Source organism: Chryseobacterium sp. R2ACT005 (genome assembly GCF_049949215.1).
GTDB lineage: Bacteria > Bacteroidota > Bacteroidia > Flavobacteriales > Weeksellaceae > Chryseobacterium.
Genome location: NZ_CP188192.1, coordinates 4268381 through 4281369 on the forward strand (window position 1 = coordinate 4268381; position 12989 = coordinate 4281369).

At 35.4% G+C, this 12989-nt stretch carries 9 protein-coding genes and 1 riboswitch; of the genes, 3 read left to right on the forward strand and 6 right to left on the reverse strand.

Annotation, left to right across the window (positions count from 1 at the left end):
* Nucleotides 1-7 precede the first annotated feature (7 nt).
* Together ACPF63_RS19640 and ACPF63_RS19645 are read left to right on the forward strand one after the other, a co-directional pair.
* Nucleotides 8-490 (forward strand): hypothetical protein, encoded by a 483-nt coding sequence (locus ACPF63_RS19640; protein WP_426481001.1) that lies wholly within the window; start codon nt 8-10, stop codon nt 488-490.
* A 1108-nt stretch (nt 491-1598) separates the two neighbouring features.
* Entirely contained in the window at nt 1599-1919 is a 321-nt protein-coding gene (locus tag ACPF63_RS19645) for a hypothetical protein (RefSeq protein WP_426481002.1), read from the forward strand.
* 121 nt (nt 1920-2040) lie between these two features.
* Here the strand turns inward: ACPF63_RS19645 and ACPF63_RS19650 are convergent, their stop codons facing one another.
* Together ACPF63_RS19650 and ACPF63_RS19655 are read right to left on the reverse strand one after the other, a co-directional pair.
* Entirely contained in the window at nt 2041-3534 is a 1494-nt protein-coding gene (locus ACPF63_RS19650; protein WP_426481003.1) for a RagB/SusD family nutrient uptake outer membrane protein, read from the reverse strand.
* A 17-nt stretch (nt 3535-3551) separates the two neighbouring features.
* Nucleotides 3552-6485 carry a SusC/RagA family TonB-linked outer membrane protein gene (locus tag ACPF63_RS19655; protein ID WP_426481004.1) on the reverse strand — a complete coding sequence of 978 codons (2934 nt, stop codon included), beginning with the start codon at nt 6483-6485 and terminating at the stop codon, nt 3552-3554.
* 83 nt (nt 6486-6568) lie between these two features.
* Nucleotides 6569-6667: riboswitch (SAM riboswitch) on the reverse strand.
* A gap of 243 nt (nt 6668-6910) precedes the next feature.
* Between ACPF63_RS19655 and ACPF63_RS19660 the strand changes: the two genes are divergently transcribed.
* Entirely contained in the window at nt 6911-7318 is a 408-nt protein-coding gene (locus ACPF63_RS19660; protein ID WP_426481005.1) for a type II 3-dehydroquinate dehydratase, read from the forward strand.
* An 81-nt stretch (nt 7319-7399) separates the two neighbouring features.
* On the opposite strand, the gene pckA is transcribed toward ACPF63_RS19660, so the two are convergent.
* From pckA to ACPF63_RS19680, 4 genes are all read right to left on the reverse strand, one after another.
* Nucleotides 7400-9016 (reverse strand): phosphoenolpyruvate carboxykinase (ATP), encoded by a 1617-nt coding sequence (gene pckA / locus ACPF63_RS19665; RefSeq protein ID WP_426481006.1) that lies wholly within the window; start codon nt 9014-9016, stop codon nt 7400-7402.
* A gap of 127 nt (nt 9017-9143) precedes the next feature.
* Nucleotides 9144-10049 (reverse strand): GYDIA family GHMP kinase, encoded by a 906-nt coding sequence (locus ACPF63_RS19670; RefSeq protein WP_426481007.1) that lies wholly within the window; start codon nt 10047-10049, stop codon nt 9144-9146.
* Nucleotides 10050-10059: 10 nt separating this feature from the next.
* Entirely contained in the window at nt 10060-10935 is an 876-nt protein-coding gene (fabD, locus tag ACPF63_RS19675) for an ACP S-malonyltransferase (RefSeq protein ID WP_077413532.1), read from the reverse strand.
* Nucleotides 10936-11006: 71 nt separating this feature from the next.
* On the reverse strand, nt 11007-12965 hold the full coding sequence (locus ACPF63_RS19680) for a LysM peptidoglycan-binding domain-containing protein (RefSeq protein ID WP_426481008.1): 1959 nt from the start codon (nt 12963-12965) through the stop codon (nt 11007-11009).
* Nucleotides 12966-12989 lie beyond the last annotated feature (24 nt).

Genomic DNA, 12989 nt, shown 5'->3' on the forward strand with positions numbered 1-12989 from the left:
ATGTCATATGAAAAATTATAAAATAATCACTTTAGTTTTACTTATCTTAAGTACACAAAGTTGTTTCACCCAAAAAAAAGATAAACTTCATTTATTCTACAAGGATATTTTGTATTATAATAAAGTCATTGATGAAATTAAATCTTATGATAGTAAAACTGCAATTTATCAAGTAAAACAATTATATCCTGATGGAAGCTATAAAACAAAAACAGTCAAGGTAAACCTGACACAACAAAATCTTCAAGACATTTATGATTTATATTTAAAGCTTAAACCTAAAAATTTACGCAATTGTATATTTGCTGATAATAACGAACTCTTATCAAGCTCAACAATCAGTTTTAATAAGGATAAAAATATTGAGAATTTCCCATGCAATGAAAGCGTTACTGATAAGGAGAAATATGCCCAGGTTGAAGCAAAACTATATGAATTCATTTTACCTACGTATAGGTTGCAATTTCCGGATGAATTTATACAAAAATAAATAGCAATGTTTTACATGTGCTAGCAAAACAAAACTATTATTTAAATCAATCCCCCGAAAATCGGGGGATTTTTATTAAATAAAAATCATTAAAAAAACCACCGCAAAAAGCAGTGGCTCAAGAAATCAATCTAATTATGGACTAAATATCATAAATTCGGATTATTCTCAAACTCCCTCTGTGGAATACTGAATAAATAATAATTGCTGTTGGGTGTGAAAGCAGATTTATCCGGGAAGGGCATTAATTAATAACCAAAAGCTTAATTTTGCACACTAAATGAAATACTTTTTATTTATACCTTTTATGATCTATCAGTTTTTAAAAAAGCGAAATAAAACTGATAGCGATGCTTATATGAATAGCATTCTCATTTTTATTTTATATACAATCCTCTATACTTTTTTTTTAATCCCTCAAAGTGTAGATTTTGTATTTATTATAATCAATAAAATTTCTAATGTTCTGGGATTTTCAACGAATAATAAATTGGTGAAATATGCCTTTTTCATTATATTAACAATACCCTTTTTTACCTTTATCAGAAAAAAAAGATTGGATACCATAAAATTTAATGACTTTGAATATAAAATAGCTTACGTGCTCACAGGTTTTATCCTCTGGTTTCCTGTAGCTTTGTTTATTTTTTTACTTATCAAGCTTTTACTGGTTGAATAGAATGTACTATAAATTTGTAATCTACGAGTTATAACTTATTATCTAGTCCCGAAAAAGGTTGATTAGTTTAATATATTTAAATCAGAATAGGAAAGTTCCTATTCTGATTTTGTTTTTCATATGCAGTTATACTGTAATATCATCAAGGAAAGAAATGATACCTTAAATTAGTATTACCAATAAATTTGATGGATTAAAGTTTTTAGATTCCTATTCTAGATATTGTGAATAAATGTCATTCTTACAGTTTTCAATAAAAAAAGAAGTGGCTTAAAAAATCAATCTAATTATGGACTATATCTTATAAATTCGGGTTATTTTTAAACTCCCTTTGTGGGTATATGAGTCAATTAAAAACAATATTTTTATAATGTTTCAAAGTCGAGAGACTTCGAAGAGCGGGAGATTAACCAATTATTTAATAACTCAATGGAAAATAAAAAAAAAGAATTAAAAAAAACAGATATTAGAAAACTTATTGAGGCTTTAATTAATCAGTTAGATAAATTAAATGATTCAACTTCTTTTGCGTTTGACAGTGACTTGTATTGGAATATTACTGATGAAGAATTATATGACCCATATAAGAATCCCAAAGAATTAACAATGGGAAGCTTAATTGAAGATTGGGAATTTTTGCAAAAAGTTTTAGATGGAAAGCGAGAGATAATAGATTATGATTTATATAAAATCGCATCTCTTTTAAGATTTCTAGGGAAAAGTACGATTATTACAAAGTCCAGAATATAAGTAATCCTTAAATAATTCAAAATAAACCCGTTGCTTTTTTAGCAACGGGTTTTTTATTAAAAAAACCACCGCAATCGCAGTGGCCAAAAAATCAATCTAATTATAAACTATGGACTATATCTTATAAATTTGGGTTATTTTCAGATTCTCTCTGTGGAATACTGAATAAATAATAATTGCTATTTGGAGTGAAAGCAGATTTATCTGGAAAATCAAGAACAGAATGCCCTTTACCATCTACAGTTTTCACTGTTCCTTCTGGTGTAGTAATCTGAACTTTTATCGGTTTACCATCAGCATCTACAAATGGTTTTCTTACTACTGTTCCCTGTGTTCTGATAATATCTGAAAGGGAGAAACCTTCTCCGAATAATTCTTTTCTTCTTTCGATCAGAACTGCTGCTACAACCTCATTCTGTGATAATGAACCACTATAAATATTGGCATTTCTGGCAGATTTCAACTGGTTCAAAACAGCTACTGCCTGAGTCACATTTCCGTTTCTGGCTTCAGCTTCAGCTTCTATCAGATACATTTCTGCAGCTCTCATGTAAACAATGTCTGCAATAAGAGTTGGCTTAAATTTAAACTTAGCATACCTCAGTAATCCTTCTCTTCCTTTCTGCCCGTCCCATGAAAATAGTTGGGATCTGATATCATTGCCATCAAAAAGATCTTTAAAGTAAGGATCCGCCATAAAGCTGTAATAATAACTTCCTGATGAAGATACATCCAGATAGTGGAAGGCATAACTTGCATCAGACTGTTCCTGTGTCTGTCCGTGTCCCCAGATCCATTCTGCATTGTTGATATCATTAAAGCCATCTTTGTATTTTTCCGGTGCCATCAATGGGAATCCTTCTCTTGCAATTTTCGCAGATGCTGAAGCCTTGCTCCATTCACCGGTATTCAGATAAGTTCTGGCAAGAAGTCCGTTGACTACAGCACGATTAATCTTATCTTTATTATTTCTTGTATAGGTTTTCAACAGGTTGTCAGCATCTGTAAGATCACTTTTAATCAAAGTATAAATTTCTTCAAGACTTGCTCTTTTCTTTCCTACCGTACTGGTTGTAGAAGGTTCAGTATAAATGGGAGCCGTCAACGCTGACTTGTCTTTCAAATAACTGAACTGATAGAAGCTCGCCAGATTCAGATAACAGAAAGCACGTAATGCTTTTGCCTGTCCTTTCACCTGATTTTTTTTCTCCTGACTTCCTTCTGTCCCGTCAATTCTTGTAATAACATTATTCATATTATTGATGGTAGAATACAACATGGTCCAGATAAATAACGGACGAGAAGCCGTACTGTTTACCATTTCTGTAAAAGCGTAAGTAGAAGCAAATCCATACTTATTGGTTAATACAGCTACATCGCTTCCCATTGCATCACTGGCTCTTAAAACAGTGGAATATCCAATATTAGCATAGGTAGTTCCATCGTTATTAAATTTTGCCCAGGTACCGTTTACTACAGTTTCTGCACTTTCAGCAGTTTTGAAAACTTCCACACTGTTAGCCTGATCAGTCGGAGCAGTGTCCAGATCGCTTTCACAGCTTGTCAACGCTAAAAATCCGATAAGTGCAAACGATAGATATTTTAATTTTTTCATTGTTTCAATTTTAAACGTTATAGTGTTGTCTGAAGACCAAAAGTGATTGTTCTCATTGCAGGGTATCTGTAATAGGTGGTTCCATCCAAAGCCTGTTCAGGATCCATTCCCTTATGTTTATAGAAGGTTAAAAGATTCTCTGCCTGAATATAAATTCTGAACTTTTTAAGTCCTATTTTCTCAAAATAATCCTCAGGAAGTGTATAACCTAAACTTACATTTTTAAGCCTCGCATACGTTCCGGAGTATAAGAATCTTGAAGATGTTGAGGTCCAGTTATTCGTTGTTGTACTTAATCCAGGAACATCTGTATAAGGATTTTCAGGGGTCCATCTGTTCAGCATTTCTGCGCTCCATACACGTCCGCCGGAACTTCCGTTATGCATGATGGAAGTATAATCGGTATCCAGAATCTTCCCACCGATTTTGAATGTCAGCAATCCTGAAAAATCAAAATTTTTGTAGGTAATGCTGGTACTGATTCCTCCGGTCAGTTTAGGCAAAGCAGAACCCTGCAAGAGTTTTGTTGCTTTTGAATATTCTGAGGTAGTTCCTTCTACTGAATTTCCGCTCGCATCTGTAGAAACCGTTTTCCACAATGGTTTTCCATTGCTTGGATCTACCCCGCCCCATTCAGGGATAAAGAAATCATACACAGAGCCCCCTACCGTTAATAATTTACTTCCCACCACAAGGGAACCGCCAGGCAACTTGGTAACTTTATTGTTTAAGGTACTTAGGTTTACATCTACATTCCATTGGAAATTATCATTCTTAATGGGGGTTGTGAATAATGAAAATTCAAATCCTGTATTTTGAATAGTTCCGATATTCGCCGGATAATCGCTGATTCCCAACGACGGCGCAACCGGCATATTAAACAGAAGATCCTGGCTTTTTCTTTTGAAGTATTCAATATTTCCTTTAACTCTGTTATTCAGAATAGCGAATTCCAATCCTACATTTAAATTAAGGTTCGTTTCCCACTTCACATTATTGGTAGATGTTTTTTCAAGTGTTGTTCCCGGTTCTCCACCAAGACTGATAAATCTGTACAATTCCTGATATGCATAATAAAGCGGTTGCCCGTTTGGCCGAAGTAATTTATCATTTCCTTGTCCTCCATAGCTGGCACGCAATGTCAATTGGTTAAAGACATTCAGGCTTTTTACGAATTCTTCATTTGAAATTTTCCACGAACCACCCACTGACCAGAATCTCCCCCATCTGTTATCCTTCGCAAATCTTGAAGAACTGTCTGCTCTTCCTGATGCAGACAGGAAATAAGTATTATTGTAGTCATACTCTACTTTTCCAAGGAAACTCAATAAGCTCAATTTATTACTGTTCCCACTGAAGCTTCCCAGTAAAGAAGCAGCATCCGGTTCATAATAATAAGGGAGAGAAAACTGGCTTCTTGTTCCGGAAATCGTCTGATAGTCATATTTATAGAATTCATGTCCTGCTAAAGCATTTACATGGTGTTTTCCAAATTTCCTATCGTATGTCAGAATATTACTGGTTGTATAAGAAAGTGTTCTGGTATTGGTTTTCGTTACTGAACCTCCAATCTCAGCGCCTTGTCCCAGCAATGGATTTGAATAATAATGTCCGTTGTAATTCACCAGATCAACAGAAAAGCTTGTCTTGAATTTCAATTCCGGTAAGAAAGTAAATTCCATGAATCCTTTCCCTGAAAAGTTATCTTCTTTATTTTCGTTTTTGTCTAATGGCAGGGTTGCGGCCGCATTCTGATTCTGAAGGGCACTTGTAGGTCTGTATTTTCCAAAATCATAAATCGGGTTTCCATCAGCACCCAAAATGTAAGTTCCGTCATCATTTCTTTCATAATAAGGATAGAATGAAGGAATAAATCTTGCCGCATTGATGATATTACTTGAATTGGAATCTGAAGAAGTGGGTGCCTGCTGAATACTGTTTGTATAGCTTAAGTTTACCCCGACATTCAGCCATTTTTTTACTTCAGAATTGATCTTTAACCTGGTATTGTATCTTTTATATCCTGATTCAATAGCCATTCCCTTATCATCAAGATAGCCCAATGAAAAGAAATAATTGCTCTTATCACTTCCTCCGCTGATATCAAGATCTACCTGATTTCTTGAAGCAACTCTCTGCAAAATATCCCTCCAGTCGTCATTCCAAAGTGGTGATGCTCCGGGTAATAATTTCCCATCGGTTCCCACCGGTTTTGGATATCCTGTTCCATATGGATTGATCCCAAGTGTAGAGACAAGATTATCTGTTGCCATCTGTGCAGCCTGTTGAGAAGACACTTTTCCGGACTGATATCCGTTTCTCAAGGCTTCCCAATATAATTGAAAGTATTGATCTGTATTTACCTGTTCGTAATCTTTTACGGCTCTTCCGGAGAATCCCTGGCTGATATTAAAATTAACTCTAGCTTCTCCTTTTTTACCTGATTTTGTGGTAATGATGATAATCCCGTTTGCTCCTCTTGATCCATACAACGCACTCGCAGTGGCATCTTTCAAAACACTGATGGATTCAATATCACTTGGACTGATGGAGTTAATATTTCCGTCAAAAGGGATTCCATCTACTACATATAACGGATCACTGGAAGCACTTATTGAACCAACTCCTCTGATTCGGATGGTAGAAACAGCTCCCGGCTGCCCTGATGAGCTGGTAGTCTGAATCCCGGCAACCTGCCCTTCCAATGCCTTGGTAATATTGGTTACAGGTCTGTTGTTGATCTTATCGCTGGAAATGGTAGCAACGGAACCGGTATAGCTGTTTCTTTTTGCTTTTCCATAGGCTACGACTACAACTTCGTCAATTTCTTTTTCATGAAGACTGTCCTTTTCCGGCTTAGAACTCTGTGCATGTACACTGGTTACTCCCAGAAAAAATGCAGCAACCGGAGGTATCCAAGTTTTAGAAGCGAATAAATTTTTGCTAATCATAATCAATTTCATTTATCATATATTAAAATTTTGTCCTTTGCAGAAAAGTCAGCAAAGGGCATCGATAAATACGATAAACCAAATGCTTATTTTTCCTTAAAAGGCTGAACGTAACACCTTGCCCAATGGGTAGGTTGTCAAGATTTCACAGGGTCAGTTCCCTCCATCTTTCTTTATAAGCCGATCGAAATATGGTTGCAAAGCTAAAAACTTTTAGTCTACAAAACAAGTAGACTTATTATTTTTCATGATAAATTTTCAAAAATTAACATAAGATTTTAATAAAACCCATTACTGTAAGGAGTTGCAATCATTACCATTTTATCAAACATGATAAATATCATTATTAATAATACAATTGAACGAACGTTAATTTGTGCGGAAATTTTGAGCATTTAATTAAAAAAAGTTTTTAATTTTATAGTATGAAAGTTTTGATTATAAATGGGCCTAATCTCAATCTTTTGGGCACCCGAGAACCGGAAATTTATGGAAATGTTTCCATGGAAAGCTATTTGGAAATTTTAAAATCCGAGTTTCAGTCTCATGAAATACAATATTATCAGTCAAATATTGAAGGAGAGCTTATCAACAGGCTTCAGGAAGATGATTTTGATGCAGTAGTAATTAATCCGGGAGCATTCACCCATTATTCCTATGCGATTGCTGATTGTCTAAAAAATATCAGAAAACCAAAAGTAGAAGTTCATATCAGCAACATCTATAAAAGAGAGGAATTCAGACAGAAGTCTGTGACAGCTGCTAATACGGATGCAGTTTTATCTGGCTTTGGAATGGATGGATATAGATTGGCTATATTAAGCTTAAAGTAATTTTCAAATAATATCTGCGAAAAATTAGAAATAAAAAAGCCTCATCAATGATGAGGCTTTTCCTTATGTTATAGAGAACTATTAGATAGTCTGTTCCTGTAATTGAGGTCCTGAAGCAACTAATTTCTTACCTTCTTCAGTATCACAATACTGCTCAAAGTTTTTGATATATCTTGAAGCAAGATCTTTTGCCTTTTCTTCCCATTCTGAAGCGCTTTCATAGGTATCTCTAGGATCTAAAATACCTGTAGAAACGTTTGGCAATTCAGTAGGAATCTCAAGATTCATGATTGGAACCTGAGTTTTAGGAGCGTTATCGATAGATCCGTCAATGATTGCATCAATGATTGCTCTTGTATCTTTCAGAGAAATTCTCTTTCCCGTACCATTCCAACCTGTATTTACCAAATAAGCTTTAGCACCGTGTTCCTTCATTTTACCGATCAATGTTTTAGAATACATTGTTGGGTGTAATGTAAGGAATGCTTCACCAAATGCAGGTGAGAAAGATGGTTGAGGTTCTGTAATTCCTCTTTCCGTTCCAGCTAGTTTTGATGTATAACCGCAAAGGAAGTGGTATTGAGCCTGATCTTCATTCAAGATGGAAACCGGAGGAAGTACTCCGAATGCATCTGCTGAAAGATAAACAATCTTCTTAGCATGTCCTGCTTTAGAAGGCAATACAATTTTGTTGATATGATAAATTGGATAAGAAACTCTTGTATTCTCAGTGATTGATCCGTCTGTGTAATCTGCTACTCCATTGTTCACAACAACGTTTTCAAGAAGTGCATCTCTTTTGATGGCAGCAAAGATATCCGGTTCTTTTTCTTCAGATAAGTCGATAACTTTAGCGTAGCATCCACCTTCATAGTTAAATACTCCGTTGTTATCCCAACCATGCTCGTCATCACCAATAAGATATCTTTTCGGATCTGCAGACAGAGTCGTTTTTCCTGTTCCTGAAAGACCAAAGAATAAAGCTACATCACCTTTTTCTCCTACGTTAGCAGAACAGTGCATTGAAGCCATACCTTTTAATGGAAGGTAATAGTTCATCATGGCGAACATCCCTTTTTTCATTTCACCTCCGTACCATGTACCTCCAATGATCTGTAGTTTTTCAGTAAGGTTGAACATGATGAAGTTTTCAGAATTCAATCCTTGAGCTTCCCAGTTAGGGTTTATTGTTTTAGAACCATTGATTACTGTGAAATCAGGCTCTCCAAAGTTTTCAAGCTCATAGTGAGAAGGGCGGATAAACATATTAGTAACAAAATGCGCCTGCCATGCTACTTCAACGATAAATCTTACTTTAAGTCTCGTATCTGCATTCGTTCCGCAGAATGTATCTACTACATAAATGTTTTTAGATTCAGCAAGCTGGTTCAGCACTAGTTCTTTACAAGAACCGAAAATTTCTGCAGTAGTAGGTAAGTTTACTTTACCATCCCAGAAAATTGTATCTCTTGTAACATCATCCTGAACAATATATCTGTCTTTAGGTGAACGACCTGTGAAAATTCCTGTTTTTACTGACACCGCGCCAGATTCCGTAAGTTCAGCTTTCTCAAATCCCTGATTTTCAGAAGAAACTTCAGCCTGGTATAATTCTTCATAAGAAGGATTATACACTACTTCATAGTTTCCTTTAATCCCCAATTTCTCTAAATCCTGGATGATTTTAGTGTTTTTCATTTTACTTATATTTTCTATTTCTTTATTGACTTCAACAAAAATAATATTAATTATTTGTTAAAGGTGGTTTAAATATACTGATATAAGTCAGAATGACAAATAAAAAAACAGGATCGTAATGGTTTGATTATAAATAAATTATATTTTCCCATTCAAAAATAGTTGTAAAACCTTTCTCCCAAAAATAGTTCTTGTAGTCCCCAAATTTGGCACTCATTACAAAATCTCCCCCCCATGCGCCTAAACTTTTGACAAAAGAAGGGCAATCTGAGAATATTTTTTCTTTAACTGTGGATATTTCAAGAAAATCAGCAATTTTACGCTCATGAATCATCATTAATTCGGAAAATTTTTCCAATTCACTGCATAACATTATTTTTTTTGTGATATTTGAAAATTCTTCAATCAATTCAGGAGACTTCTTTTTTGATTTATAAAAGTTGATCCCTTCTCTGCTATCCTGCTTCTGATTTAAATGAATAAAAATCAGCTCATTTTTAAATGAAGGATTGAAATTTACCTTCTCATATTTAATCTCAGGTTTGCTTTGGAATAGAACTGCAGATTTTTCTTTTGCCACTGCAATATCATATCCGCTTCCTCCTAAACTAATTGCATTAAGATGAAAAGGATCAATCTCAGCCCATTCTGCAAGATTGTTCATCAAAGTAGAACTGCTACCAAGCCCATAGTCTGCAGGAAACTGAAGATTAGTTTTTAAGTGGTAAGTAAGATTGAATTTGAATTTAGTATTAGAAAGCTGCTGAACATTCTTTAATGTTTTGACAATAAATTCAGCGCTTGATGGAATATTGGTTTCTAAGACCTGCCAGTTTTTATAATCAATGACCGCCTTCAACCATAATTTGTTTTGATGATAAGCCTCCCAAAGAATAAGTGACCTCTCATCTTCTTTTTCTTCAAAGAAAAACTCTTGTCCCAGCTTGGTAGGTACCGCTAAGACAAGAGCTCCGTCGATTGCGAAATATTCTGAAGTAAGCATAAGCTTGCCCGGTGAAAATATCGCGTTCATATATTTTTAGTTAGATTGCAGAAGCAGCATCTACTGATCCGTCAATTTTCTTGATCAATCCCTGAAGGGTTTTTCCTGGTCCTACTTCTACGAAGTTGGATGCCCCATCTTTAATCATATTCTGAACAGACTGCGTCCATTTTACAGGACCGGTAAGCTGATCGATCAGGTTTTGTTTGATTTCGTCAGGATTCGTTACCGCTGTTGTAGTGATATTCTGATATACAGGAATAGTTGCTTTTCTGAATTTTGTTTTTTCGATAGCTGCTGCCAGTCTTTCTTGTGCAGGCTGCATCAATGGTGAATGGAAAGCTCCATTTACTGGTAGTAACAATGCTCTTTTAGCACCTGCTTCTTTCAGTTTTGCACAAGCTTCTTCTACTGCTGGTGTTTCTCCTGAGATCACCAATTGTCCCGGGCAGTTATAATTTGCAGGAACAACAATTCCACTGATTTGCGCACAGATTTCTTCAACCTTAGCATCATCTAATCCTAAAATAGCAGCCATAGAACTTGGATTGGCATCACAAGCAGCCTGCATAGCTTTTGCTCTTTCGGAAACTAATTTCAAACCGTCATCAAAGGATAGAACTCCGTTGGCAACCAATGCTGAAAACTCTCCTAAAGAGTGTCCTGCAACCATTTCAGCACCAAGACCGTTTACGGCTTTTAATGCTGCTACTGAATGTATAAATATTGAAGGCTGGGTAACCTCTGTTTTTTTAAGATCCGCGTCCGTTCCGTTAAACATAATGGAAAGAATGTCGAAACCTAAAATTTCATTGGCAGATTCCATCAGATCTTTAATATCTTTTCTAGAATCATACAATTCTTTTCCCATTCCTACGAACTGAGAACCCTGCCCTGGAAATACAAGTGCTTTCATGTATTAAATTAAATATTATGCAAATATAACTATAATGTTAACAATATTCTTTTAAAGAGCAATAAATCATGTTAAGGTACCAGTCTGATTACTCTGTAACCCGTGTTTACATAAGCACCGTTAGCTTTAGATTTTACAAACTCAAATTTTGTAGCAAGCTGAGTCTGAACTTTATTCATCTGTTTAAAGATCTCACCTTTTTTATTTTCTCTGGTTAACATGTCATTGACAACATCAAAACCTACGATAGCATATTTTGGTGGAGTTTTACAGTATTTGCTTTTGTAAGCAGCCAGTATTTCTTTTTCAAAGGTACCGTCTGTATTAATCTTTCTATCCATCAGATAGACCAAACTAGCCTGGCTCAGCTCATCAACTTTTTTCTCAAAAGTTGGAGAATAGAACATACTGAACGCTTTCACGCCCTGTACTTCCTTAGAAATAGCAATAATTCTGTTGGCAAAAGCATCTCCTGCTGCATTATCATCATTAGCAAGAATAGCAATAACCGGTGCAGACTGACCTGTCATCATATTCTGATCAGGCTGAATATCCGCCGGAGAGTTGACAATAATGATATTAGGATTTTTCACAGCTTTTTCAAGCCCAGCTTTGATGTAATTGGCATTTTCTTTTTTGGTATCTGCCACTACATATATTTTCTGGTCAGAATAAATTCCTTTTACTTCTTCTACAATCTTATCAGCATACGTCTGATTGTTGGTTTCAACGATAATAAGATTATTATAGTTATATAATTCCGGAGTGTTGGCAAATGGTGCTACAATCGGGATTTTCTGATTTTTTGTAAAATCAAGAACATCAATTACATTAGATTTAAAGAAAGGTCCGATAATAAGATCTGTATTATCAGGGTTAATCTGTGTCAAAGAATTTTTGAATGATGCTTCATTTCCAGAATCTACTATTTTGACATCCAGTTTCTGTCCTCCTCTGGCATTCCTTTCAATAGCAAGCTTAGCTCCTGTTAAAAAGTCAAGTGCCATTGCTCTGTACTGCGTTTCGTTTGTGCTGTACCCGAATGGAAGCATTAGGATCACACTAAGGGCATCACCATTTTTCTTACTATATGCTGCATCCTGTTTTTTGATCTTTAAAACCATTCCGGTTTTCAACCCATGAGAAAGGTCCGGGTTAAGAGCAATAAGCTCATCTATAGAAACACCGAATTTATTCACGATGGAAAATACAGTATCTCCCTGCTGAACGGTATAGGTTACATAATCATCTCCTGCAACAACATTGGTAGAGGTAGTTGATTTTTCGTTCCCAGAATCCATTTTTGCTTTTGGATTTGCGGGCTCAGCAACACTATCAGTATGTGTGTTATTATTGGATGTTTTTATTTTAATGGTTTCACCAGGTTTAAGTCCTTTTTCTTCCAATCCTGGATTTAAAGCAAAAAGATCCTGCTGGCTGATTCCAAATTGTTTTGTAATTCTGTAATAATTATCTTTAGACTGGATTACATAGGACTCTCCTTCTACGGCTGCAGGTACTGTAGTTGTTACTACTTTTTCTACAGGTTTCTCCACAGGCTTTTCTGCTGTTACAGTCTGTTGTTGTGTACCACCATATTTTTTAATGCTGGCAAGAGGTAAGGTGATTTCATCTCCGATTTTCATGTGGGAATCCAGGTCAGGATTCAGTTTTCTCAAATCAGTTTCAGAAATTCTGTATTGTTTTGTGATGCCATAGATCGTTTGCTTTGGCTGCAAAACAATTTTACCCATGGAAGAAGTACTTGTATTTGAAGTTACTTTTTCTACTGGAGCTGTTTTTGTGACAACCGGAGTGGCTGCTTTCTCTGATTTTATAGTTAAAACATCTCCGATAGCCAGCTTGCCATCTTTATGTTTTGGGTTTAGCTTCAGCAATTCATCTACAGTCATTCCATACTTTTTGGCAATGTTGTAAGGATTATCACCTTGCACAACCGTATGTGATTTCTGGGCTGAAACTCCCAAAACCATACATAAACTGGATAGAATAAAAAACCTCTTTATCATATTCGATAATTATAATTTACAAAA